Annotated in this window: 28 protein-coding genes and 1 pseudogene; 9 read left to right on the top strand and 20 right to left on the bottom strand. The window is 35.7% G+C overall.

All coding sequences use genetic code 11. From position 1 onward, the window contains the following. Positions 1–157 precede the first annotated feature (157 nt). Complete coding sequence (locus tag AC6HVZ_RS12485) at positions 158–625, top strand: sugar diacid recognition domain-containing protein (protein WP_497558496.1); 468 nt, start codon at positions 158–160, stop codon at positions 623–625. A gap of 99 nt (positions 626–724) precedes the next feature. Continuing rightward, positions 725–1327 (top strand): PucR family transcriptional regulator, encoded by a 603-nt coding sequence (locus tag AC6HVZ_RS12480; protein WP_497558495.1) that lies wholly within the window; start codon positions 725–727, stop codon positions 1325–1327. Between the two features lie 22 nt (positions 1328–1349). Here the strand turns inward: AC6HVZ_RS12480 and AC6HVZ_RS12475 are convergent, their stop codons facing one another. The 5 genes from AC6HVZ_RS12475 to AC6HVZ_RS12455 all read right to left on the bottom strand — a co-directional run bounded on the left by AC6HVZ_RS12475 (position 1350) and on the right by AC6HVZ_RS12455 (position 7298). Continuing rightward, on the bottom strand, positions 1350–2558 hold the full coding sequence (locus AC6HVZ_RS12475; RefSeq protein ID WP_497558494.1) for an MFS transporter: 1209 nt from the start codon (positions 2556–2558) through the stop codon (positions 1350–1352). A gap of 146 nt (positions 2559–2704) precedes the next feature. After that, the gene (locus AC6HVZ_RS12470) at positions 2705–2878 is read right to left on the bottom strand and encodes a hypothetical protein (protein WP_497558493.1); all 174 of its coding nucleotides are present in this window, start codon (positions 2876–2878) and stop codon (positions 2705–2707) included. Positions 2879–3332: 454 nt separating this feature from the next. After that, positions 3333–3767, bottom strand: coding sequence for a hypothetical protein (locus AC6HVZ_RS12465; RefSeq protein ID WP_497558492.1), 435 nt, complete (start codon positions 3765–3767; stop codon positions 3333–3335). 267 nt (positions 3768–4034) lie between these two features. Then, positions 4035–6413 carry a polyprenyl synthetase family protein gene (locus tag AC6HVZ_RS12460; protein WP_497558491.1) on the bottom strand — a complete coding sequence of 793 codons (2379 nt, stop codon included), beginning with the start codon at positions 6411–6413 and terminating at the stop codon, positions 4035–4037. Positions 6414–6797: 384 nt separating this feature from the next. After that, a complete protein-coding gene (locus AC6HVZ_RS12455) occupies positions 6798–7298 on the bottom strand; it encodes a CarD family transcriptional regulator (RefSeq protein ID WP_497558490.1) in 501 nt (166 codons plus the stop codon). A 140-nt stretch (positions 7299–7438) separates the two neighbouring features. On the opposite strand from AC6HVZ_RS12455, the gene AC6HVZ_RS12450 reads away from it, so the two are divergent. Further along, positions 7439–7867 (top strand): MarR family winged helix-turn-helix transcriptional regulator, encoded by a 429-nt coding sequence (locus tag AC6HVZ_RS12450; protein ID WP_497558489.1) that lies wholly within the window; start codon positions 7439–7441, stop codon positions 7865–7867. A gap of 318 nt (positions 7868–8185) precedes the next feature. Here the strand turns inward: AC6HVZ_RS12450 and AC6HVZ_RS12445 are convergent, their stop codons facing one another. Beyond that, complete coding sequence (locus AC6HVZ_RS12445; RefSeq protein ID WP_497558505.1) at positions 8186–8425, bottom strand: FMN-binding negative transcriptional regulator; 240 nt, start codon at positions 8423–8425, stop codon at positions 8186–8188. 384 nt (positions 8426–8809) lie between these two features. On the opposite strand from AC6HVZ_RS12445, the gene AC6HVZ_RS12440 reads away from it, so the two are divergent. After that, a complete protein-coding gene (locus AC6HVZ_RS12440; RefSeq protein WP_497558488.1) occupies positions 8810–8935 on the top strand; it encodes an anti-repressor SinI family protein in 126 nt (41 codons plus the stop codon). 211 nt (positions 8936–9146) lie between these two features. Here AC6HVZ_RS12440 and AC6HVZ_RS12435 read toward each other — a convergent pair whose 3' ends face one another. Further along, positions 9147–9452, bottom strand: coding sequence for a PD-(D/E)XK nuclease family transposase (locus tag AC6HVZ_RS12435; RefSeq protein ID WP_497558487.1), 306 nt, complete (start codon positions 9450–9452; stop codon positions 9147–9149). A 409-nt stretch (positions 9453–9861) separates the two neighbouring features. Here AC6HVZ_RS12435 and AC6HVZ_RS12430 point away from each other — a divergent pair, with 409 nt between their 5' ends. Continuing rightward, on the top strand, positions 9862–10002 hold the full coding sequence (locus AC6HVZ_RS12430) for a YpzI family protein (RefSeq protein ID WP_497558486.1): 141 nt from the start codon (positions 9862–9864) through the stop codon (positions 10000–10002). Between the two features lie 620 nt (positions 10003–10622). On the opposite strand, the gene AC6HVZ_RS12425 is transcribed toward AC6HVZ_RS12430, so the two are convergent. Further along, on the bottom strand, positions 10623–10883 hold the full coding sequence (locus AC6HVZ_RS12425) for a biotin/lipoyl attachment domain-containing protein (RefSeq protein WP_497558485.1): 261 nt from the start codon (positions 10881–10883) through the stop codon (positions 10623–10625). Positions 10884–11332: 449 nt separating this feature from the next. On the opposite strand from AC6HVZ_RS12425, the gene AC6HVZ_RS12420 reads away from it, so the two are divergent. Together AC6HVZ_RS12420 and AC6HVZ_RS12415 are read left to right on the top strand one after the other, a co-directional pair. Further along, positions 11333–11887 (top strand): cupin domain-containing protein, encoded by a 555-nt coding sequence (locus AC6HVZ_RS12420; protein WP_497558484.1) that lies wholly within the window; start codon positions 11333–11335, stop codon positions 11885–11887. A 497-nt stretch (positions 11888–12384) separates the two neighbouring features. Next, positions 12385–13068: a plasmid pRiA4b ORF-3 family protein gene (locus AC6HVZ_RS12415; protein ID WP_497558483.1), complete on the top strand. Its 684-nt coding sequence runs from the start codon at positions 12385–12387 to the stop codon at positions 13066–13068. 218 nt (positions 13069–13286) lie between these two features. Here AC6HVZ_RS12415 and AC6HVZ_RS12410 read toward each other — a convergent pair whose 3' ends face one another. The 3 genes and pseudogenes from AC6HVZ_RS12410 to AC6HVZ_RS12400 form a co-directional block, all read right to left on the bottom strand. Then, positions 13287–13727 (bottom strand): hypothetical protein, encoded by a 441-nt coding sequence (locus tag AC6HVZ_RS12410; RefSeq protein ID WP_497558482.1) that lies wholly within the window; start codon positions 13725–13727, stop codon positions 13287–13289. Between the two features lie 41 nt (positions 13728–13768). Further along, positions 13769–14335: pseudogene (locus AC6HVZ_RS12405) on the bottom strand (GNAT family N-acetyltransferase). A gap of 340 nt (positions 14336–14675) precedes the next feature. Further along, positions 14676–15398 (bottom strand): phosphatase PAP2 family protein, encoded by a 723-nt coding sequence (locus tag AC6HVZ_RS12400; RefSeq protein ID WP_497558481.1) that lies wholly within the window; start codon positions 15396–15398, stop codon positions 14676–14678. Between the two features lie 332 nt (positions 15399–15730). Here AC6HVZ_RS12400 and mgtE point away from each other — a divergent pair, with 332 nt between their 5' ends. Beyond that, positions 15731–17089, top strand: a complete 1359-nt coding sequence (gene mgtE / locus AC6HVZ_RS12395; RefSeq protein WP_497558504.1) for a magnesium transporter — start codon at positions 15731–15733, stop codon at positions 17087–17089. A 695-nt stretch (positions 17090–17784) separates the two neighbouring features. Further along, on the top strand, positions 17785–18297 hold the full coding sequence (locus AC6HVZ_RS12390) for a hypothetical protein (RefSeq protein WP_497558480.1): 513 nt from the start codon (positions 17785–17787) through the stop codon (positions 18295–18297). 185 nt (positions 18298–18482) lie between these two features. Here the strand turns inward: AC6HVZ_RS12390 and AC6HVZ_RS12385 are convergent, their stop codons facing one another. The 9 genes from AC6HVZ_RS12385 to AC6HVZ_RS12345 form a co-directional block, all read right to left on the bottom strand. Continuing rightward, the gene (locus AC6HVZ_RS12385) at positions 18483–18848 is read right to left on the bottom strand and encodes a P-loop NTPase family protein (RefSeq protein WP_497558479.1); all 366 of its coding nucleotides are present in this window, start codon (positions 18846–18848) and stop codon (positions 18483–18485) included. Further along, positions 18821–19192 carry an ATP-binding cassette domain-containing protein gene (locus AC6HVZ_RS12380; protein ID WP_497558478.1) on the bottom strand — a complete coding sequence of 124 codons (372 nt, stop codon included), beginning with the start codon at positions 19190–19192 and terminating at the stop codon, positions 18821–18823. The genes AC6HVZ_RS12385 and AC6HVZ_RS12380 overlap by 28 nt, the downstream gene beginning before the upstream one ends. A 269-nt stretch (positions 19193–19461) precedes the next feature. Further along, positions 19462–20259 (bottom strand): DUF4097 family beta strand repeat-containing protein, encoded by a 798-nt coding sequence (locus tag AC6HVZ_RS12375; protein WP_497558477.1) that lies wholly within the window; start codon positions 20257–20259, stop codon positions 19462–19464. Further along, positions 20252–20812 (bottom strand): HAAS signaling domain-containing protein, encoded by a 561-nt coding sequence (locus AC6HVZ_RS12370; protein ID WP_497558476.1) that lies wholly within the window; start codon positions 20810–20812, stop codon positions 20252–20254. The genes AC6HVZ_RS12375 and AC6HVZ_RS12370 overlap by 8 nt, the downstream gene beginning before the upstream one ends. Then, positions 20805–21128: a PadR family transcriptional regulator gene (locus tag AC6HVZ_RS12365; protein ID WP_497558475.1), complete on the bottom strand. Its 324-nt coding sequence runs from the start codon at positions 21126–21128 to the stop codon at positions 20805–20807. The genes AC6HVZ_RS12370 and AC6HVZ_RS12365 overlap by 8 nt, the downstream gene beginning before the upstream one ends. A gap of 416 nt (positions 21129–21544) precedes the next feature. Beyond that, positions 21545–21727: a hypothetical protein gene (locus AC6HVZ_RS12360; RefSeq protein ID WP_497558474.1), complete on the bottom strand. Its 183-nt coding sequence runs from the start codon at positions 21725–21727 to the stop codon at positions 21545–21547. Between the two features lie 66 nt (positions 21728–21793). Beyond that, a complete protein-coding gene (locus AC6HVZ_RS12355; RefSeq protein WP_497558473.1) occupies positions 21794–24196 on the bottom strand; it encodes an ABC transporter permease in 2403 nt (800 codons plus the stop codon). Positions 24197–24216: 20 nt separating this feature from the next. Beyond that, positions 24217–24894 carry an ABC transporter ATP-binding protein gene (locus AC6HVZ_RS12350; RefSeq protein WP_497558472.1) on the bottom strand — a complete coding sequence of 226 codons (678 nt, stop codon included), beginning with the start codon at positions 24892–24894 and terminating at the stop codon, positions 24217–24219. 63 nt (positions 24895–24957) lie between these two features. Continuing rightward, the gene (locus AC6HVZ_RS12345) at positions 24958–25377 is read right to left on the bottom strand and encodes a hypothetical protein (protein WP_497558471.1); all 420 of its coding nucleotides are present in this window, start codon (positions 25375–25377) and stop codon (positions 24958–24960) included. Positions 25378–25413: the final 36 nt, after the last annotated feature.

The following is a 25413-nucleotide window of genomic DNA, read 5'->3' as shown; positions in this document are numbered from 1 at the left end:
AATTCCCAACATTACATTATTACTATACTTATACCCCCTAAAGTATATAGATAAATTAACTAAAAATAAGTGTTCTTCTTATTATCATACGTGGTAAAATAAAGACATGAATATAATATACTTTGATTTTGGGGAGGTAATCACTATTAAAGATTTAGTGCATTTTGCACAAAAGGTAGTGAGAGCGGTTACAGAAATTATTCCATTTCCTATTAGTTTAAGCGATGAGGCAGGGTATATCATTGGTTCCACAAACCCTGAGCGAATAGGTACACTGCATTCACCATCAAAAGAAGTGATAGAGAAGAATGCATTTATCCTATTTGATGAAGAGAAAGTGAAAAAACTGGATAATGTTCTGACAGGAGTTGCAGTACCATTAACATTTGACTATAAAACAATAGGCGTACTCGGCCTTATTGGACCACCAGAACAAGTGGAACCATATGCTAATTTAATAAAACGCTATGTTGAAATGACCTGGCAGGATACGTTTCAAAAACAAATTAAAGATATGAAAGCAAAGACCCATGAAACAGTTGCACAATATATTTTATTAAATGAATCACCTAATATAGAAAGAGTCGAGCAGTACTGTAAAATGCTTCATATCACATACAATTAAAAGCGATTTTGTATTGTAATCGACATTGGTGACTCTCTGTTAAGCAGTATGCATCATACAATTCCTGTAGACCAGTTGAAATCCCGATTACTGAACCTTGTGAGTCAAGTTTTTGAGGTTCATGAGGACGGCATCTGTACATTTTTAAATACTGAAAAAATTATTTTACTAAAGCCCTGTACTAATGAACAAGAATATATTGCGGCATTAAGTAAATTTACAGATCAAAGCCTTGCCTTAATGGATGCATTCAAGAGGTATAAGATTACTGATATTTCAGTTGCTGCAGGTAACTGGTGCACACCAGAACACATAAGTCATTCCTATCTGGAAGCCGAAAGTCTGATTAAATCTGGAGAAAAGCTAGGAATCTCACCCAAAATATATACATTTTATAATTGGGATATATTGCTCGGATTACTTCCTGAAGAGCTTAGTAAACCATTTCAGGATAAAGTTTGCTTCCGGTTAAGAGCTTTAATGGTAAGTAATCAGTTTACGGAATTAACACGTGCCTTCACAGCTTACTGTGATCACAATATGAATATAAGCAAAGCTGCAAAGGCTTTATTCATACATCGTAATACCTTAATCTATCGCTTGAAAAATTTAGAGACAATTACCTCACTCGACACGAGAAACTTTGAACATTGCACGATTTTATACCTGCTGCTGAAGAATAAGAAAGAAGTAGATAAATAGTTTAGGCTGAATAGCCATAGGACTAATAATAATGCTGTTTATCTTGCTTCCATATTAGAAAAGAATAAACTAAAGATGAAAGCAACATAACCAATGCCAGCGCAACGATCGTAAGTCGCAAGGAAACAAGATCTGCTGTAACTCCGATCGCAAGAATGAATACTACCTGGACCCCGCTTTGGATCAACTGATAGATACTCGTAACTCGCCCCATTATTTCAACAGGAATATTGTTTTGATAGAAAGTCATGATTCCAGCATTTAAAAACACATTAAAGAAACCTAGAATTACGAATCCAACAACAATTGATGCAAAGGACCACGAAAATGCATAGATCACATAACCAATCGCCCACATGATTAGACCAATAGTAATCATATACCTCAGTGAAAATTTATTCGAAAAAACCGACAATAATATGGCACCAACAACAGAACCAATCCCGGTTATGCTAATTAATAAACTATAATCAAATTCTGAAAGGTCAATTGTCTGTTGCGCAAAAACAACTTCTTGTGCGTCCATGGCAAACGAAAAAATCATGATCATGATAAACCCAAAATAAATAAAAGAAACATATTTATTGTTTAACATGAACCCACGAACAACTGTAAAATCACGAATTACTTGAGAAACTGTCAATGTCGGAATGCTCTCTTTATCAATGTTTTCCTTTTCAGGGAGAAATAATAATAAAATTGCTGAGATCACAAAAAATAGTGCATTAAGCCATAATGTTGTTTCAGTAGATGTTAATAATATAAATGAACCACCAATTGCAGGTCCTATAATGAACGCTCCAGAACTCGCAAATGAACGAATCGAGTTGAAGCGTTTTCTTTTTTCTTTCGGAACGAGAATTGTGACGTATGTCATGGATGATGGATGAAAGAAGGAATTTGCGACACTTAAGACTACGAGAATTCCATAAATTACCACCATGTTTGGTGCAAAGGGAATAAAGCAGATGAACCCTGCTCTAATTATGTACGTTACCATCATTACTTTTCGCTTACTTCGATAATCTATAAAACTCCCCGTCCAGAGCTTTGTTACAATATTCGTTAATGGTCCAATAATCCAAAGTCCGGCAACAGCTGCTGCTGAGCCTGTCAGTTGATAGACAATAATATTAATCGCAACTAAGTAAATGAAGTCCCCAATACTTGAAATGCCGATGGACAACAATAATATCGTTGGATCTTTCCAACCTTTTAAGCCTTTTATCATACCTGATCCTCCTGGTTTTCGGTAAGCATCCATATAGCATACTATGATTGATTCGTTCATCTGCAGTTGAATAGCTTTTATACCAGTGAATGAATGCCTTACTCGAAAATACCTACAAGCCTTTTATTTTTCCGATTCTTCAGCTATTATTTTATATTATGGATATAATGAAAGCCATCCAGTTCTATTAGATAACTATTCTCTAGATCACCGATAAAATCATTTTGAAATCCAATCCACGTTTTTGCATCCCAACCTGTACCATGACAATTTGATGCAAACAAAAGCACAGGAACTTTTGGTATTCCCGCTTCTTCCACTATTTGTAACTATTGTCGTCTACTTCTAAGATAACTCAAAACTAAGCTGACCAACTGCTCTTTTTGCAGTTAGTTGTTAATACAGAGTAGTTCGCAATATTCGGTACCTTATTCTATTTATAGAATAAATTCACTTAATTATACTGTCAATTCTACCTATGTCAATTGCACGATTAATTGCATTACCGCCTGCATTTCCATCAAGATTTTATGTACCAAAACCTATTACCGGCAACGTTACATCATCATTTAGAGTGATCTCTGGGCTTGAACTGTTCATAATGAACCTCTCCTTAATTAGTTTTTTCTGCGGTATTCTTTTTTGAAAATTCCTATTCTACAATTATACCTAAGTAGTTATTTGAAAGGATGTGTGCTATTTCTATGGTGGTTTTAATACTTGTTTAAATGAAGTTTAAACAAGAAAAAAAAATAAGCATGCCTTTTGCACGCTTTAATTGATTTGTTTTTGCATAATGGATATGTCCGCTTTTGCATCTAGTAATTCAAGAGAGATACTACCGACCTTTTCATCTACTTTACGAATATCATGTTTTAAATCTACTCTCATCTCTTTGGTTTCCCTTTTAATTTCTTGTACTTCCGTTTCTATATTTGTAACTCTATCTTCTATGTTATCAACTTTAACTTCTATGTTACTAACTCTATCTTCTATGTTACTAACTCTAACTTCTATGTTACTAACTCTAACTTCTATGTTATCAACTTTATCTTCTAATTTTATAACCCTATCTTCTAATTTTATAACCCTATCTTCTAATTTTATAACCCTATCTTCTATATTACCAACAGTTATCCCAATCTTATTTACACTATTTCCTAGTTCATTTATTGCTAAAAACAAATCATTGTTTGAAATCTCTGCCATACTTATTCCTCCCTCGTATAGTATATTTAGTTTATCATGCGCATTATGTTTGAACAACTACCTATAATTTGATTTTCACAGCTACTTTTACATGAATAATGCCATTTTGTTCTAGGGGAAAATTCAATTTTTAAACAGAATTTTATATGTATCTTACAAAAATAGTGTTTTTATAAATTTTCATTAATATTTTTTCTTCCAAGCATTGGGAAATCAAAACAGGTAGATGCCACCACTTCATCAAGCGAAAACATACACCTGTCTTCCTTAATAATCCCGGTTCACAATATAATTCATTACATGTTTCAGAAATGAACTTTTTTGTGGAAGGCACTGCAGTGATTCAATTGCATCGGAATAATGCTCCCACATGGCCTTTTTCGCCTCCTCTATGCCAAGGACAGATACAAATGTTGACCGGTTATTTTCCTTATCCTTTAACATAGGTTTGCCAAGTAAATCGAGATCCCCTTCCACATCAAGCAAATCATCCTTGATCTGAAAAGCGATGCCTGCATGATAGGCGAACTTTTTCAATGCATCCATTTCCAATTCCCCTCTACCAGCGAGAATGGCAGGCATAATCAGCGATGCTTCAAACGCCATGCCCGTTTTATAAAAGCAGGTGGTATTTAATTCGTTCAGTGTTAATTGCTTCCCTTTGGAATCGAGATCCATCGCCTGCCCCTTACACATTTCAGCTGCCATTTTTGCCGAATACCTAACCAATCGAAGCACAGCTTGTGAATCGAACCCTACAAGCATGGTCTGTTCCTCTACAGCCTTTTGGGTTAGGTAAAGACCACTTAATTCCGCAACGGCATGGTTATACATCTCATGCACGGTTTCCCTCCCCCTGCGGATTGGCGCATCATCTTGGGATGGCAGATCATCGAAAACCAATGATGCTGTGTGCATATATTCCAGTGATTTCAGAAGGGGAATGATGGCAGTTTGATCCATCCCATATTCGTTTACCCCCATAACCCATGCCATGATTGGACGGAGCCGTTTTCCATCCCCTTCCAAACTGTAATTGACTGCCTCCATTATAGGTTCCTTGATGAAAGTATCCTGCTCACTCTTTGAAATAGTGAGGTTTTCATTAATTTGATCACGAACAGATTTGATGATATTGATAAAATCCTGCTGCTCTTTGCTTTCCTCTTTCAGATTGGTAATCATATGATCCCTGATGAGTTTATCAAAAAACTCCACATCTACAGCCTTTTCAACGATATATTGGATAAACTGATTAAATTCAGGTATTCCAGATGTGAAAATATCCATGACTTCGTTGTATTTTTCTGTTCCCATACGTACTTTATACCGTTTCAACCCGTTAATTGCCCGATCCAAAATCACCTCACAGGTTTTAAGATCGGAATTAAATAAATCATGGATTAAATAGGCAATAACTGCCCAATACATTTCAAACGGATTGATCAGATCCGGACGCTGATCATGATATTTCAGATAATACGTATACGGTGTTACCCCGCCTTGTTTCGTATCCTCAAACATATCGGCAAAATCATCCGCCAACTGGTTGTAGATACCATAATAAAATGTCCGACTGTCAATCCCTTCATCCTCCGAAGCACGGATAATTGTCCGAACAATCAGCCTTGATGAAGCAGCCTTCATAATCACAGGGATGTAAAGCTCCTCATTCGTATAATTGCCATTGGAAAGATCCTTTCTGCGATCCACTTCCTGGGATTTAAAAAACACATAGGCTTGCTCGAGGAAATCATCTCTTGTCTCCGGGTTCTGATGGTTCTTTATATATAAAAAGGCCTCCCGAAGTTCCGCATGTATGTATCGAATCAGCTTCTTGTTTTTTCCCGGCCAATTTCCCAGATCAGGCACCTCACCAGTAATCAGCGTCGTACGGATCAAATCAGAATACTGTTTTTCCTCATCAGTAGATAAAATTTTGGCATCAAGCAGATCATCAATAAAGGGGTAGGTCAATCCATAGCAATAGCCAAGCCGAATTGCTTTCTCAAGCCGCTCTGTTCGTTCTTTGCCCGGAGTCTCATTCCCCATCTCTTCCATTACCTGTATTACGACACCGGCAATAATTTTGATCAGTTTTCGCTGTGCTTCTGCTTTATCCATGCCATCCGGAATAGTCGAGGACACCTTCTTTAATTTTTCCATCACCCAAATCAGGGTAGACTCCACCCCTTCCTTCTGTGCAAAACGATACAGACCAGCTATGCTGAACGTTTTCTCCTCTTGGTCAACTCTGTCTGGACGAGTCAGGTGATCTTTCAGCCTGTCAACAGAACGCTGAACGCGGCTTTTCATTTCAGGTGAATCCAGTGCCTTTCCAAGATCCCGCATGAAAATATAGGAAACACTACGTTCCAGATAATCATCCAGCTTTCCTGTTTTATCCATCCACCAGATGTATTGATAATAGTCATTTGTACCCGGGGGTTTCTTCCAACGCATTAAATAAGATGAAAAGGAAAAGCGAGGGACATGATGCTGTTTCCAAATGTCGAAATTATCTCTTAAAACAGAGATATAAGTATATTTGGAGACTCGATCATTTAATATATTAAAATAATCAGCCGCCCTCTTTTCTGTCTGCCTGTAAACTGCTTCAGCATTTATAGCTAACGTATCATCCATTCTTTACATTCCCTCTGTGTTATGTTTGGTTATCTTTAGATGGTTACATGTATTTTTGTAAAACAACCAAATCATATTATATATAGTCCAAAAATAACATCTTTATAACCAAAAAGCGAATCTGAAAATACAGGGGAACATCTCTGCTGCATCAGCGTAAATGAAAAATGAAGCAAGAGCGAACCCTTGCTTCATTTTACTTATTTAAATATATTATCAATTTCACTTATTTCATTCTCCATTAATTAAACATCTAATGTTTTCAAGTTATTTAGCACTTGATCAGCTCGTTTAACACCTGAAAAAGCAGCAGCAATCATGTGGACGAAAAACCCATTTAAACAGATAAACAGCAAAATCAGATCGATAAACCCGCCCTTGTACCTACGCTGTTTGTTTGATCAGACGCTCAATCTTTTTAACTATTTCTTCAAAAGAGGAATCCAGTGACACCGCCAACTCCGTGAACATAATACTTTGCGTGTGCTCTAAAACTTTCCGATCCTGAATGCTCATCTTTTTGTTGTTTTTAATGACTAACTGTTCTCTCCGCATTAACGTATTAATCATTTTGGAAATATCATTTCGATTACCAGTATTTACAATACCTTGAAACTTTTTGTTTCGCTCTCTCGAATCCTCTATCCACTGTACACCCGGTTTTTGGAAGGATTCTAATACTCCTTGTGCCTCCTCTTTTTCCATAATCGCATGCATGATTGCCTTTTCATTATCTACCGGTGAACTGATCCTTAATTTCGGATCATCAATTGGATGCATCACATAATAAGTTCTTGTTACATCATTGAAATTCTTTTCACTTATGTCAACGATCTTACATAAGCCATGTGTGGAATAAATAATCAAATCACCAACATTAAACATTAAGATGCCTCCATTTCTAAATTGTCAACTAAGTTTACAATATTAGTATACTCCTTATTAATATAATTGTCAATTCAGTTGACAATATGCGGTTATTTTTGTATAGTATTTTCGGTAAGAATTGGATTGGAGTGATTTCATTGGGAATTGTTTTAAAAAATTTAGATTTTTTTGATGTGTTAAGTGAACGCCACCTTCAACTGCGGAAATTAACCGAAAATCTATGGAATGATCACAGTGATATTAAACTATCAAACACCGAGTGGTTCATTATGGCAAAAATATATAAAAACGAGCCTACGATTGCGGATGTTTCAAGAAATGTGGACATTTCCAGACAGGCAACTCATAAATTAATAAAAAGTCTGGAATCAAAGGGATTAGTTGAAGTCAGTAATGTAAAAAATAATAAAAAGAACAAAAGCATCCGCTTGACCGAATTAGGGGAAAAATGCTATGAAAAAAACGAATCACTGAAAGCTGATCTGGAAGGGAAAATCGCTGATAAAATTGGTCATGAACAATTACAGTTTCTTAAAGGGATTTTAAAATCAGATTGGGGAATATAATTAACTTTCACCTACTAACTTGTTTGCCGTAATAGTCGCTAAAGTATAGAATTATAAATCTACTAAGCGTAAAACTAACCCTGTTAGAAATACCGCTCCAGTTAATTTAGTCTTTTTTATTATTTGGATAATTCGTTAATCGAAATGATGAGATTCAATATACTACTCGTTACTTTAATTGATTTTACAACAATAAAAGGACTGGTTTGACGAATGAAGAAGCTAACATGGCAATTATCCTGCAGGTGAAAGCTTCTACAGAGAAATTATTCAAAATACAAAGCTAGTGTACGTTGACCCAAGTGACGATAAAAGAGATTATAGAATTAACCAAATTGCTAAAAAACTAAATATATGGACAGATTGATAATTCCAGGTTGGTACATCAGACTTATACCAAGAAGCTGTAATGTAATCGTGCGGATCTTGATACATTACTAGAACGTTTTCATTATCATCCTCAAAAGTTCCAACCTGAGGATTTGCGTAAGTAAAATTTCCTGTTATATAGTAATCATCTCCCTCTCTTTCACCTAATTCAGCTTCCGAATTAAGTATTTAGTGTAGAGCAATTATTTGATCTGATTTTGATAATAGATTCCTTTACCGATGTCAATACCGTGTAAGTAAAGCATTACATAAAAGTAGAAGACGAACCAAACCACCCCATTATATTATAACAGTCAGAATATTCAGCTATGAATTCATCCCACCTATACATCATCATGGAAATTAGACCAAAAACATACATAATATAAATAAATCAAAAATGCAAAATCAGACGATAAAAAAGCTATTTTTTTTCTTTTTCTCTGTCATTTTTAAAATTTATTGAAAATTTTAACCTCATTTTAACTTCTATAAGCTATTGTATTCATGGGAGTATTTTACTACTTGTACGAAATTGACGTGTTAGCCTAACTTTTTTTGAGGAGGAATAGAATGATACTGGATAGTGAATGGGTACGTCTTATCTTAGAAGCAAAACAACTTGGGCTAACGACCGATGAGATAAGAGAATTCATCCATAGTGAAGATAATCACCGAGAATGGGAGAAGGCGGAATAGGCAAGGACAGGTACCTTGTCCTATTTGCTGTTCATCCTCGTGATTGAAACGAAGAATTCTTTGACCTTAATTGAACCTCTAAAATATTGCTGCAAAGAAATAGACAATTTCCTTTACAGCGAGGACAGTAAGACAAAAAAAGATCATTATATAGACGGTACAATCAATCATTTTTTCATATCTTATTTAAATTCCAAGATTCCCTATTTTGTCATTTCCGTGGCTTCAGCAACAAATCAATTTCCATTCCTTTTGCGATAAGTTTTCGAGCAATTGTTTCCTTTGCAACTAATAGATTCATTATTGACTGCTTATCCTGTTCATATTCACCACCTATATTCCTATTTGCAAATGAAATATCCTTTATTCGATTTCGACCCGTTTTTTGTAAAATCGGATTCAAAAATACAACAGTTATCGCTTTATTCTTTTGATTTCTGAAAAATTGATTGAAGGCGTAATCAATTTTTAAATCCATCAACTTTTCAAGTTCCAATCGGCAGGTCTTCTTTATCATACGGAGGTGAGGGAAGTCTCGCTAAGGCTTTACCGCTGGAGCTGGACGTAGCTATTCCGGAAACTAAGTTATTCACAGCATTTGAATTTTATAGTTTCCTAAGCAAGAACAAACAAGCGTTCCTATGATGATCCAAATTTAAACAGTGCTGATTAAATCACCCTTAATATGCCTATATTATTACTGAGATTAATGGAGTCTACCTCTTTTTGAACCTATTGATGAAAGGTTTAATTTCATGCAGGGAAAATGGTCACGAGACAAGGGTAGATCGCTGTTCCCATTTGCTATTTACCTAGTGAGCTGGAACAGTACTAGAGAACTTAGCTACTTTTTCAATTCAATTTTCAATTCGAAATGAATAAATCTTGTTTCAATTACTCAAATTAAGCCAAGGAGGTGCATTAATTTGGGAAAAGACCGTCAAGAAAACAAACTACGAGAAAGCGGACGTGTGCAATCCGACCGAGATGTAAATCTACGATATAAAGGAACATCTAAAATGTCCAGTCCTGAAGAAGCAAGAAGATTAAATGATGGAAGAAAATAGAAGTTGCAGGCGATCACTGTTATGGGGATCGCTTCTTTGTTGAAGTTAGGTATCATTTATCACAGGGAATAAATAATTGTTCGGATCCTCCGCCATTTCAGCCGCCTATTCTTTTTATTATTTAATTTATTATAAAGATCATATCTAAACAACTAATGAAGCCTTCATTTTCCTGATTGTTTTAACATGTATTCTTTCACGAAAATTAGCTGCAGTGCCTCCACCGCATTATCTGGTGTCTGCGTTTTTGCCGAATTCAATTTTTACAACATGTGAGTAAATGATAAAAACCATCTATTACTTTGGTATATTCTTAGCCTGTGAAAAAAGCACTTGTGTGGTAGGCTGTGACATATTCATGCACTGCTTATATGCATTTATAATAATAGCGAATAATGATACTGTTGTTTCAGTATCATTATTCGCTCCACTTGCGTTCTTAAAAAGTTCCGCTTCTATCATCTTTTATCAACAATAACTCAAGATTTTTCACTTGTTAACGCTTCATTTATCAATGAGGTAATTTCAAGGAAGGACGGATATACTACAAAAAGGATTTCATAGGATAATAGTGGCTCTAACATTTGATTATCAATCACCCTTTGACTTTTTCCTTTTTATTAATCTTCCTTGATAAAAAGGAGAACATCACCACGAACTACTTTGTCACCAACTTTGACAGTTAATGACTCAACTATTCCGCTTGTACCAGTCAAAATTTGTTTAACATTTCCTTGCTCTTCTTGAATCATTACTAATAATTGTTGTTCGCAGATTTTTTGTCCTGATTCGATCTTAATACTTTCCACACTCCCTTTAACCGGACTTGTAATAATCTGTCCGTAACCCCAGCGCCTTGAGAATACTTCATAATCCATCATTAGATTCATCTCCCTTATTTATTGAGGTTGATATAACCGCCCGATCATAACCGTCGGAGAACCCTTGCAGATTTACCATTATCAATAATTATCATTCAACTCTTTAATTTAATATTTTCTGTATATTATCAATTATAAATCATCTTATTAATCGAAACAATATATAATTTTGATTAAAATAATCTATTTTTAATATGATTAGTGGTAAAAAAAAGGAACTACATTAATTATGCTATTATGATGGAAGTAGTTTAATTTGAATATTTTTTTGAAGCTGGTGCTAATTTACATGAATCGTGATTTAATAATACTATATTTATTCATAATTCTCCTAGAATAAAAAATTTCGTATACTCCATAACAGCTGAGGATAAACCTCACCCCAAGTACATTCAACCACCCCTCTGCATACTATAAGGATGATAAATTTTCGAAAGGATTGAGCATATATGTACTATTATCCATACATGTATCCATATCACTATTACACCAACGCACCAATGCATAACTATGGCAGACAAACTGGATATCCAGCTTATGCAAATGCGTTAAGGCATGCAGGAAATAATGATTGGCTTGCGTCACATGGGGATGCGAGGATTGATTTAAAGGATCATGGAAAACAGCCATTGGTGGTGGATATTGAAGATGCTGCCGAAGCAAACGATACATTTCGTACAGCTTTATGGACAGGGGATTATTTGCAGGTGACGTTAATGAGCATCCCGGTTGGCAGCGACATCGGTTTGGAGGTTCATCCTTCTGTTGATCAGTTCTTGCGGATTGAAGAGGGCCAAGGTGTTGTGCAGATGGGGAATACAGAAAGCAACTTAACTTTTCAACAAGATGTGAGTGAGGATTATGCCATCATGGTGCCTGCTGGTAAATGGCATAATCTAATAAATACAGGGAACAAGCCGCTGAAGCTGTACTCGATCTATGCACCACCTGAACATCCTTTTGGTACAGTTCACCAAACGAAGGCAGAGTCAATGTCTTCTTAAGAGGGGCATTAATAATTTAGTTAGATTAAGGCTAACTGACATATTGCAGAGGAAACGATAAATCGGTTCCTATAAAGTGAAACTTCATTCAGTGGAGGTTTCCCTTCCTCCCCCACCTTCACGTTTGGGATTTCCCACATTTGGAGGTGGGGGTATTACAGCCCGTTAATGCGTGATAAAGTAAGCAAATTTAAAGAGCAAGATAATGTCAAACTACTGTGCTTTATAGTATTCTTAAATCAGTACCAGTCCCCCACCACCGTACAACATTATAGTTTGGGAATTGGCACTGATTTAAGAAAAGACTGAGTACATATAACACTAGATAAAGTTAAAATGTCTGTTGTCAGTTTTCGATTACTTTGCTAACTTTTTTGTCCTTGTTTTAATCTGATAATATGAACATGTATGATTCCCTCTCTGCTTCCATATTATTTTTGTTTAAATAGTATCAGATAGGCTATAATTGTTACAAGAAATCAGAAAGAGGTGTTTTCATGAAAGCATACCAAATTATAATCGAGATGATTGATGCTGATCCTGCCATATGGAGAAGGGTTATCATGCCGGCAGATGCGACATTTAACCGGCTTCATGACGTGATTCAAACTACGACTAATTTCCAGGATTATCACTTATTTGAATTTGACTTAATCAATGACAACATGATAGTGACCAATGATGAAGTGGCTTACCAGGAACATCAGTACTTTAAAAAGCATCAAAAAGAAATAGAAGCACGAATTAAAGATACACCTCCCGAATTTGTAAAATTTGAAGAAGCGAGAATCCAACATTTAAAAAAAGTCGTCCGTAAACCAACTGGTCTCAAATTCGATAGCTATTTAGAAAATCATGGAGAGCTACATTATACGTACGATTTTGGTGATGGGTGGAGAATTCTGCTCACCCTGGAAAGTGTTAAAGAAGATTACCATTATGGTTATCCAACTCTTGTAGCTGGCGAAGGAACTGCCCCTCCAGAGGATGTAGGTGGCTTTATTGGGTACAGCCACTTTTTAAAGATTTATCATAATCCGAAACATCTAGAATATGAGGAAATGAGAACCTGGGCACATAGTCTTTCCTACAGAGAATATGACCCTGATTTTATAAACATGATGTTAAAATTTGTGAAGTATAAGAAGACAGAGTGGGATAAGATTACGAAAGATCAGTAGAAATATAGCCTTTGTCATATGCCCATTTTTTGTGTACACAATAACCGAGGTTAACTTCAATTCGTTTTTCAGGATCCTATTTTCATACATTCGTCATGTCCGATCAAAATTAAAAAATAACCCCTCATGTTCTATAGCTAGGCTTCTGAGGAGTTATTATTTTTCCCAATTTTACCACTTCTCTTGATGGGATTGGTGATTTATTTTACCGTTTCAACCTATCCAATCGGAAACGCTGCCACGCCCCCCTTTTTGTCGTTAAAAATCTCCTTCAACCGCGAAATAATCCATGCACCATGTGATCCAGTCAGACGAAGCACATAATTCACTCCTGCCACATCTCCAAATATCCATCGATCCAGTTCCTTATCATCAAACTCAGGATGGCTTAGCTGATAATAAATGCGTAGTCGGATGATTTCACTCAAAAGGTGTTCACCGGCTGCATCATAGATATACCAGTCAGCAAAATGATTATTTTTGACCACACCAAGGCCTAGTATTTTTATCAAACCATAATCAATCCTGTGATTGTCCACACCATACAGTCTCTCCACAGCAACCTCAGCAAATGGCGTATTTGTAACCACTTCAAAATCCACTCCAAGACTCATTTCGGTTGCATCCAGGTAGTACATTTCTCTCTTTATTGGTATCATTTTAACCCCTCCTACAACTATTTCTACGATTTATCGTTAGTTTAGCAAAAGGGATACGCATTTATACGCTTAGGACAAGCGTTCGTATACTCAATTAACCAGCAATCCCTGTATTCACCTTCATGAAATTCATGATTTAACAGAATCTTCACTTTTTTAAATCCGCACTTTTCATAACATTTTAATGCCCTTGCATTCGTTATTTGTGGATCCATAATTATCCGGTCCGCTTCTCTATGCTTGATTAAATACTCCACCACTGACTTCACAAGCAATGTACCAATCCCTTTATTCCAATAGTCAGACTCACCGATAAATTAATCCATTCCATATATATTTTCTTCCGCATCATAAAGATTAATTGTACTTGTTTGACTATTTATTTCATAAAACTGCATATAGCCAATTGGTGCCCCGTAATATTCCACGATACATTTTTTCACGTCCTCATCCTTTTGATAAAACGACTGATTTACCTTTTTTAAATCGAAGGGATTGTCTCTTCCTTCATAGAATTCAAGAACAGAGGAGCTGGAAAGCCATTTTACCAGCAAGTCCTTATCCTTCTCTTGTAAATACCGTACACTGAGATTATCTTTTTCAATCATAGGAATATCACCTTCTTTATCGCAATAGATGCAAGCGTTTGGCGAACTTTATTCTTCTGCTTTTAAAACAATTATCTGGTCAAGCATATCAGCATTTGACATGCAGTACCTTCCAATTTAACTTATCTTCTTGATTGGAGAACGAAAAAATGTCTACTTTTTTTATTCACCAATTAATCATTATCTTTAACCTTTCTAAAATGGACTGTGATTCAATTTAAACAGTAAATTTTCTTTTATAGCTTCGATTTCCAGACCTAGTGCAGTATATTTTTATTTTCTTCATGCTCTTTGAAGTGACTGGTTATTTTTCATTAACATTAATCCTATTGTGTTCATATTAGGATCGATGCTTCTTGGTCGTTAGCTTGGTAATTGTTACGCTTTGATCCGATAATTTGAATCGCCTAAGAACTTGTTGCAATGGCTGTTGAGCAAGCTGATAAACTGCAACAGAGATAAATACTGATGCCATCCCATATAAAAATCCCGCAATAACATCGGTTGGAAAATGAACACCAAGGTAAATTCTTGTCATTAAAACGATTCCAATTAACGCAAGTGTGACTATACTGATCACCATTTTTTTCCACGTTTTTTTAATAAGAAGAATAAGCGCCAACCCAAGAATACCATAAAAAATGGTAGCCGATGTAGCATGTCCACTAGGGAAACTTTCCGTCGTCTTTTCAATTAAAGGAAGTATATCTGGCCGCGTTCGGTCAACGGCTAATTTAATTAACTTGGTTCCAATTGCAGCACAACAAAGAATTGTTCCACCAAACCAAAGACCTGCCACATACCATTTTTTCACAAAAAGAAAACCAATTAAACTAACCGATAATATAATAACTAACCTTATGTTGCCAATTTCCGTTAACGTTCCTAAGAAAACCGTTTTTGTGTCTGTTACATTTGACTGATTCACTTCAATCAGCACTGAATCTATGTAATCTATCCAGTTAGTTTCTTTGTAAACTCCAAAACTAACGATCCCAAACAATATCAAAAAAATAAGACCGATAAATACAAACAAGCTTGCAGATGAGGATATTACTTTCAATCGATAAACCTACTTTCAATTAATCTAATAAGCCAAAATTATATTGTAACAGTGTCTACATAAAACTCAACTTTTATAGTACGTTGACATTTTGCCACCACTTAAGTATATTGCTATATGAATTGATTCTTTACAGGGTAGATTGTTGGTTAAAATAAATAATCATCATAGATTTCGTAGCTCTTAAGTCATCCAAGGCATGCTCTTTACGAAAATAAGGAGTGCCACTCCATCTTAATTACGATGGTTTCCTCAGGGATATTATTACAAATTTCTACCCAAACTAATCGAAATATCAATGAAAGCTGAAGCTTCGTTAAGGGGGAGATCTTATTTATCAGCAAAAGTCCGAAAATCAATTGTTATTTGCAGTCATTCAAGCCTTGAAAAAAAGCGATGAACAAGAACTTCAAACATTGATTAAAGAACTACAACCATATGATCTTGCGCAAATATATAATCAAACACCTGCTAAATATCGAAATAATTTACTTGCCTTTTTAACCATTGAACAACAAACAGACAGTCTTCAGCTACTTAATAAAAAAGAACAATTAAAAGTATTGGAACAGCTGGGAACTAAAACATCATCGAAAGTTCTTGAGCAAATGAATAATGATAATCTAGTATCCTTATTAACCGATTTGGAACCAGAAAAAATAGAGCATTTATTATCCGGAATGAAGCAGGAAGAGTCTGAAATTGTACATAATCTAATGAAATATCCTCGGGAAACTGCTGGGCGAATAATGAATAATCAACTTGTATGGATTAATAAATCATACACCGTTCGGGAGGCTGTCGATAAATTAAAGCACTTTGCTAAATTAGCGGAGTACCTCAATTATCTTTATGTTATTGATGATGATAAAAAATTGATGGGTGTCGTATCCTATCGGGATTTACTGTTGGCAGATATGTATGAAAAGATAGAAGACATTATGCATACAAGGGTTGTAAAAGTTAAAACCGATACAGACCAAGAAGAAGTAGCCAAGTTAATACAGCGTTACGATTTTGTTACCATGCCGGTAGTAAAGAAAAATAACACATTAGTTGGGGTTGTTACATTCGATGATATTATAGATATTGTCTACGAAGAAGCACATGAAGATATCGAAAAATTATCTGCTTCCGGTAAATCGCTTGACTTTAATACGAAAGCATTTATAGCAGCATACCGTCGATTACCCTGGCTAATCTTATTATTATTCATTGGGATTGTCTCAGGCAGTATCATTGCCGGTTTTGAAGAGACTCTTGAGCAGGTTGTAGCTCTAGCCTTTTTTATGCCAATGATAGCTGGTATGACAGGAAATACAGGTACGCAATCTCTTGCTGTTGTCGTTCGTGGTTTAACAACAAATGACATTGGAGTTAAACAAGTCATCAAATTAATTTTAAGAGAATTATGGGTCGGTATCATTATTGGGATTACGTGTGGAATAATAATTTCTATTATTGCCTATGTTTGGCAGGGAAGCGCTATGCTAGGCTTCGTAGTTGGTATTTCACTACTTATCACCTTAATTATAGGTACATTATCTGGAACAATTATTCCACTGATTCTCTATCGATTTAATATTGATCCTGCTGTAGCTTCAGGTCCATTGATCACAACAATTAATGACATTTTATCCCTACTCATATATTTTGGGATTGCAACATTGTTTATTTCCCAATTAATGTAGCCTGAGAATATGCGTTATATGAACTTTCAACTTTATTCTGTTGATTATAGCTCGACCACTTCACTTCTTCCTCTGCTTTATTCGCTCTTTCCTCTGCATTTTAAATACGAAGTGTAGCTTCTTCGCTCTTCAGTTCCATCACACGAGCTTCATAAGCCTGATGCATTTGCTGAAGATTGGTATCTAGGTCTCTTCCTGATCGACAGAAATATCGCACTCGGAAATGCAGCCATCATATCCGCACTGATCATTGCCGTAGGAGAGTTTTTTTCCATAAATATGTGGCGAATGAAGAATTAACAGAAGAGGTAATTCGCTCGCCTTTAGGAAAAGGAACTTATCAGGCAATATCAAACCGAGACTAGTGAAGAACTAGATGATGGCAGTGAGCGGGATAAGAAGGATTAGCTGTTTTATGTAATGAAAAACTGCGGACTTAGGCAAGGCCTGTTCGCAGTTTGTGTGTGATTACCGAAATTCATTTCGAAAAATTTATATTAGCTAAAATGGATATATTAATACAATTTATTATCAGAATTTATATTTCTTACCTACTATTCTCCTCTGAATTTGCTATTTTCCAGCATTTTATACCCTTCATAATGCAATTTCAGTCCCTCTGATACTTCCTTTTCAAAATACCAGTCATCGTTTATAATAGATTTAGATTTGATTTAGGTGGGAGGTGAAAGTAGATGGAACAATCAAGCTTACAGGAAATTTTAAAAGCCTTAGAGTTGCATTCAAAAACAATCGAGAAAAAAATGGACGAAAAATTGGATGGAATGCAGTCGGGGTTAGAAAATCGGATGGATAATATGAAATCGGAATTAGAAAATCGAATGGACGACATGAAGTTGGAACTAGAAAATCGAATGGACGACATGAAGTTGGGACTAGAAAACCGGATGGACGACATGAAGTTGGGACTAGAAAACCGGATGGACGACATGAAGTTGGGACTAGAAAACCGGATGGACGACATGAAGTTGGGACTAGAAAACCGGATGGATGTTATGAATTCGGGGTTGGAAAAGCAAATGTCTGAGGGCTTTAAGCATGTAGATACCCGCTTTAATCGACTTGAAAAAAAGGGCGATGGTATCCGAGTTGAATTGACAGAAACACAGGAAACAGTGGATTATTTATCCAGTAAAAGTGTTCAGCACGAGAAAAAACTTCGCAACATCAATGAATATAGCCTATAGATTTCAGATACTTGCAACTGTGTTTTGCCTAAAGTAAATCCTTTATTAAAGAGACTCTTCATTTCCCGCAATTTGTTACGATTTCCCAGAAAGTTAAAGCAATAAGCAGGGAACAAACAACAGATTCCCTGCCTATTTTATTCTTAAGCCCAATGCAGTATTCCATATTATTTGCTCAGTCTGCATCAAAAACTACTTATCAATTCTATCTCTTTAGTAGCTACAGCATTAACGAAATATTCATTATGATCAACACCAATCATGGTGGGCTGAAATTTAGTTATCGCATCAATCAGCTGATTAATAACTACAATATCCAAATAGTTGGTTACTTCATCCCAAACAAATAACGCATTTTCCCCTAATAGTGCATCAGCCAAGAATACTTTTTTCTGTTCACCTGAGCTCCAATCCTTGCTTGATTTATCTGAAAAACTGGATCTGTGAACACCTAATTGATGTAATAAGTGCCAATAGCCTTCTTTCTCCCTGGAAGTCAGTTTGTTGATGAATGAAGAATAGTCTAAGTCATCCTGATTTTTTTGCTGCAAAACAGATAAATTTTCAGGCAGATTAATGCTATACTCCCCTCTGTTTCCAAATCTTCATTCCCTAGTATAAAATCCAGTAATGTAGACTTTCTGACACCATTCTTTCCTTTTATAAAAAAGCGCTCGTTTGGATATACATCTATATTAATTGGATCAAATAGGGCAATGCCATTTCTTAATATGGAAAAGTTACGCAAGAATAGAACTTGTTTCCTGGGTTCTTCAAAAAGCATCCTGAGATCGGATGCGGTTTCCATGTTATTTATCAAACTTTGCTTGGCTGCCAATCGTCTTTCAGAAGCATCCTTTGTACTGTTTTCTCTTTTTTGCCCCCAGGTTTTCACTGTACTAGAAGCCCCGTTCAGACGTTTTATTTCCGATTTTAATTAGGTCAATAATAGAATAGTATTTTGGTGTTGTCAAATTTTACTTGTGTGAAACTATGCTCATGGAAAATCTAAATTCAATAAAATCCAGCACGAAAATTTCATTTTATTTGTGTTGCTCGGGCTACAATTTTTTTCTTGGGTTAGCTGCTTCCGCTTGCGACAACCATGGTGCCAGTCCTCCACTGCTTTACAGTAATAAAGCGCGGGACTAGCACCTATTCTAGTTATTTCTCTACCCTGATACTCCCATTGTTCGTTCTCAATTTTATCAAATTATCGCCAGTTCCAACCACTGTTTTCCAATTGGAATCGCCAAATACTTTAACACTGCCATTAGCGGTCCTTACGTCAAATATGACATTTATTGGCTCTTTCTCTGTTTGAACTTTAATGCTTCCGTTATCGGTTTCAAGCTCAAGTGGCTGGTCCAGACTTTGGGTTTCCAGTGAAATCGCTCCATTATTTGTTTTTCCCGTAATTTCCCCCTCAACCTGAGAAAGTTCTATTTCCCCATTATCTGTGTTCACCTGTACCGTCTCAGCTGTAATATTCTCCATATCTATACGTCCATTTTTTGAAGCTGCCTTGATATCCTTAATATTTAAAGCCTCCGCTTCCAGGCTGCCATTATCAATTTCTACCATCAGTGTGTCATATAACTTTTCAGGTAAATATACCGTTAATGTTAAAGAATCCGTGAAAAATCCAAAATTAAAAAGCTTATGATTCTGATTATCTGTTTGAATGAATAATGTATTTCCATTTTCTTCAACGGATAAATTTTTCTTTTTTTCACTACTTCTGCCTGAAAGTTCAATTCTGATTTTCTGATCTTTTGCAGGAATAATCTCTACTTTTTCATTATTTGATTGAATGTCAATCGCAGTAATATTCTTATCGTCAACCTCTTTTGCTTCTGCAACTGAAGTTGGTTCGGTAAAATTAAATGTTATAATACTTCCAATTGCCCCGACTAACAGGAGAAGTAAGGCTATCATAACTATTTTCTTAACATTATTCATGTTTCAACCCACCTTTAACAAGCTTTGCATTGTAGTTTAAATAGCGAACAAATCCGGATGTAATGAATCTCGTTGCATAAAACATTCCAATTGCGATCAATAAGCCAAGACCAGTTAGTGCAATCGAAAAGAATAAATCAAAAAATTCAAATGTCACGGGATAAATTACTAAATTTATCAAAACTAGCAGTGGTGAAACAATAAAAGCAAGCCCTGCTATCCACCCTGCCAAAACAACAGAAAGTATCGCTATAAATGGTCCAAGCACAATAACTAAATTAAAAAAACCCAAACCGATAACTGCCCAAACAGCCCGAAAAACATTACCTACCGAATAATTGTCCTCTGCTTTTCCCAGATAATGCGTTGCTATTAACTCTTTTCCGATTTGATTTGGTGAACCAAGTGATTTAGAAATTTCTTCTTCTGATTTCCCTTCACGCTTGCCGATATCAAAATGCTCCAGAAAATCCTGTAAAATATCTTCTCTTTCTTCATTGGACAGTTTTTTTAAAGATGTATTTAATTGCTTTAAAAATTGCTCCCTATTCATTTCCAGCACCCTCCTTTATTAGGTAATTCACACCGCTTGAGAATGCCTGCCATTCAGGAATAATCACTCGCAGATATTCTCTTCCTCTGTCTGTAAGCATATAATATTTTCGTGAAGGCCCTTCTGTGGACTCCTGCAGATATGTCGTAACATAATCCTCTTTTTTCAGCCTTCTTAACAGGGGGTACACGGAGCCTTCCGATATGGTAATTTGTTCGGAAATTTTTTGAACAAGCTCGTATCCATATCGGTCCGTTTTATCCAGTAATGCAAGCACACACAGCTCTAGGGCTCCTTTATTGAATTGTATATTCACGACACAATCACCTTCATTCTCCATTTTTATTATTATATAATAAATAGTACTATTTTATACCAAGTACCTTGATATTAATAATATACCATATAGTACTATTTAATGCAAGGTACTGTTTTAAAATTAAAACCGTATGCAGTACCATTTAGGAATGCACACGATTTATTATTAGTGGCTGTTTCTCCAACAAAAACAACGATTCTATTCTGATGATTTACTTGGAACATATAATTACTAGATTAAAATTAGGCTAACTAAAAAATCCCTTAACTAAAAGGTCTCTCTGGAGGTCCTTTCGTTAAAGGATTTCCTGTTTATTTTACTACAAGAGGTTATATTAGGGAAATTAAATTTATTATTATTTGATTTTTATTGCTTTACTAATTTTAAAGGCTTTATATTTGCCATTCTTTCTCTTACAGCTGCTCAAAATTCAGGAGATTCATTAGCTTTCCTGTATTGAACAATAGCATTTGCTTATTCGCTTCGTATAAAGATTCCGTAACCGGTAAATAGTCATTAAATACTTTGACAATCCTGCCTTCATAAAGATAAATTTTAGCTGTATTTCCAATTGCTATTGGAGCGTCTAAATTCATTGGCTCTCTCCTCACTACAGTTATTATATAATATCACAAGACTATCGGGTATTAAATATGACTAAATTATAGTTTGGAAAAATATCTTCTAGTCAGAAGGATTGTGCTTAAAATAAAGCTCAGGATAATGAAGGAAGATCCTAGTCCTACCCCGATCCAAACCCATGCAATTTCAAGCTGATAAAGTACGATTCCACTGATTACTAATGCAATTACTGAAGAAAAAAGAAACCATATTGCTGATTCTTTCATTACGAAAGCAAGTACCTTTTTCTTTTTCCAGCCGATCTGATGATACATATCAAATTCCTGTTTTCGTTCCATAAATAAAGTATTTAACCCTTCAATGAAAGCAGCAGTACTTAAATAAACTACCAGTCCACTGATAGCAAGCTGGAACCATAATGTCTCTTCCCCTATGAATTGCCCTAGCGTAGTCTCAGATGCTTTGGCAAGAGAATCTCCAAGGGCTGCCAGTTGAATGGAGATTAAAATACCGGAAAGGCATAAAATCAGCATCATTGGGATTATTAGATGTTTATAATACAAAATAGAAGCAAATCGTTTATAGCTATTTACCCGTTTATTTACTTTTTTCTTTTGCTTCAATATGATCATAGATAATATCAGTGAAACAACCCAGAAAATTACAGTCCCATAATACATATGAACTTTTGCCTGAATGGTAATAAGAATTATTATTGAAATTCCAAAAGCAAACATCAGTATCAGATGCTGCTCCACAAAATTTCTTAATGTGATTTTTCTCTGTGTCCAGCCAATAATGAAAAGTGTATCATTCTCTGCAGCAAGGATATGTTTTTCATATACCATTCGAAGGAAAAGCCACAAAAGTCCAAAAAGGATTAGTAAAATTGTTGTAAGCAGATTCATCACATTCCATGTATCCGATAACTCCTGTGCAACTCCCAGTGTTGTCCAGTCCTCGATTACCGTTCCTATCCCTTCCACATTCAACTCCATTGGTTTAAAAGAAGATCCGGCAACTACATCTACCTCATACCCCATTTTCAACAGCCTTGTAGCTACTTCCTCTATTTTCAATCGCCCTACATCATCGTAGCCGGTAATTCCTGCAACTTTTACACGAAGGGCGTCAATCGGTTTCTCACCTTTTACCATCTCAGCATTTATCAAGCTTGTAACACCACTTGCAGGTGATGGAATAAAACTTCCGGGTGACGTGGTAGGGGTTAATATACTTCCATCTTCTGCCTTAGCCTGCATTTCACCATATATCCCTAAAGGACTCCCGGCCAAATTATCCTCTTTATTATTCGAAAAAGAAAAGGTACCTACTTGGGATATAAAAAACGGAATATCTGAACGGTCTTCGTTTGCTTCTCCAATAGAAACTCCCTTTTTCTCAAGTATTTTATAGGAAGGTGGCTGTCCCTCTTTTTGAATGGAAACTTCAGGAATTTGATCCAAATTTTCATATTCAATTTTTGAAGCGACATAATAGGAAGATGTGTCCATGTTTAACATTGCTGAATCAAATTTCTCCATTTCAAAGGATTCATTTAAACGTAACATCTCCCCATCAAATGGTTTTATATATGAAGACAAATTGAAAGAGAATTTCTTTTCATCTATTGGCACTTCTTTATTCAATTTTTCAAAAACTGCAATCATATCTTCTTCATCAATATTCATGATATAGTCATCTTTATGTAATCCCAAAAAATTAAAATAATCATCAAGTCTAACATCCATTGTTTCCACTTTTAATTCAAGAAATAAAGAGACATTTAAATCTTCTCTCTGCAGTATTTTAATTACTGGAATATTTTCACCAACTGGATCATAATACCCTTCATGAGCATTTTTATCCTCATCCTCCAAATCAGCAAAGTCAATACCAGTTAAAGCTTTTTCAGTTTCTGGATCAATTGCCACTAGAAGATTATAGTTTTCCGGTAAAGGATTAGTAGCTATAAATATACTATAGACACCATCACTAGTGTCCCTCTTAACATACTGAAGCTCATGGCCAATTTTTTCGAAATACATAATTTCGTCCTCTGGAGTTAAAGGATAATTTGTTTTTCCATCCGTGGTGTAAAATCGATAAGTAAACCTTGTTGGTTGTTCCAAAATAGGTAAATCAATGGAATACTGAATTCCTCTAAAATATCCCAATGAAGCTACTGGGGCAGCAATTTCGATATCTTGAATCGTTTTTATTTCTTCCCATTCATCTATGGAAATACCACCCTTGCTGTCACCAATGTAGTTTTCCTCTACCATACCCATTTTTCTTTCCACTTTAGTTCGGGAACCTTGAGGACGTACCAGCAAATCGTAGACACCTCTTCCATGTTTCTCAATAGAAGATTCCACCGTCGCCTTAGATGTCTTAGATTGCTCTAACCCTAAAGGAATAAGGGTGAATAAACCAATAAATGCAACCAATACAATAAGTGTTGTCAGCTTGCGATGTTTCATTCTCTTCCATGCGAGACGGATCATACTACCACCACATTTGAAACGAGAGTTCCATTCAAAAGATGATATATTTGATCACCACATTCAGCGGCAGCGATATCATGTGTAACGAGGACAAGGGTTTTCCCCTGTTTCTTTAAGTCTGTCAGTAATTCAATGATTTGGTTTCGACTTTTTTGATCAAGATTACCTGTTGGCTCATCACATATCAAAACGTCTGGGTCAGCAATTAATGCTCTTGCGATGGCCACCCGCTGTTTCTCCCCGCCAGAAAGATCTGCTGGGAGACGATTGTATAATGATTTATCAATCCCTACCGAGGAAAGTAACTCTTTTGCTCTAACGTATAGAACATTCTTCTTCTTTTTATCGAATAAAGGCAAGGTTACATTGTCCAGCACAGAATAATATGGCAATAGCTTAAAGTCTTGAAATACGAAACCAATATGTTCTTTTCTTAAATTACTTTTTTCATTTTCTTTAAGTTCATAAACATTCCTGTCTTTTAAAGAGACTTTACCGGAATCCGGTTTCATTAAGCCAGAAATGATATGTAATAGAGTTGTTTTTCCGGATCCTGAAGGGCCGACAATTGATATCCAGGAACCGTTTGGGACTGACAAATCGACATTATTCAAAATTACCGTAGTTGAAGTTCTATCATTAAATGTTTTACGTACATTTTCCAATTTTATCACAGAGGATCAACTCCTTCTATCTATGTCTGCCCTAGCTTTATAAAGCTAGGGCAGACACTTTTCTTAATTGTTTTGTAAAGTAACAGATCCAGAAACTCTCGCTGTATTACCATTTGAGACAGATAATTGTGTATTCCAGGTTTTCTTGGTTGTATTTGTTTTTTTATAGGCACGAGTATAATTCAATGAAGTATCATTTGTTGTTCTGTTAATTGCGGTGGCTTCTCCATTATAGTATACAACATTATATTTATTTCCCGCTCCAGCCCACCAGGACAGTTTAACAGAATGCTTTTGTTGGCTTACCCCCCTATATGTTTTTGTTCGAGGTGTTATTGAAGCCTCCGTAGGTACATACATAATCTCAAAATCAGAATCGCCACCTGCAGTTGGGTCTTCTTCCGCAAAAGAAGTCGTCATCCCACCACCTATTACTACTGCTCCAAGTAGACAGACGGCTATTCCTTTTCTAAACTTTTTCATTTAAATTCCTCCCTCGTATAGTATATTTTTTACTAC

Source organism: Oceanobacillus sp. NCCP-135 (assembly GCF_059698015.1).
This window is presented reverse-complemented; position numbering and strand designations above follow the sequence as displayed.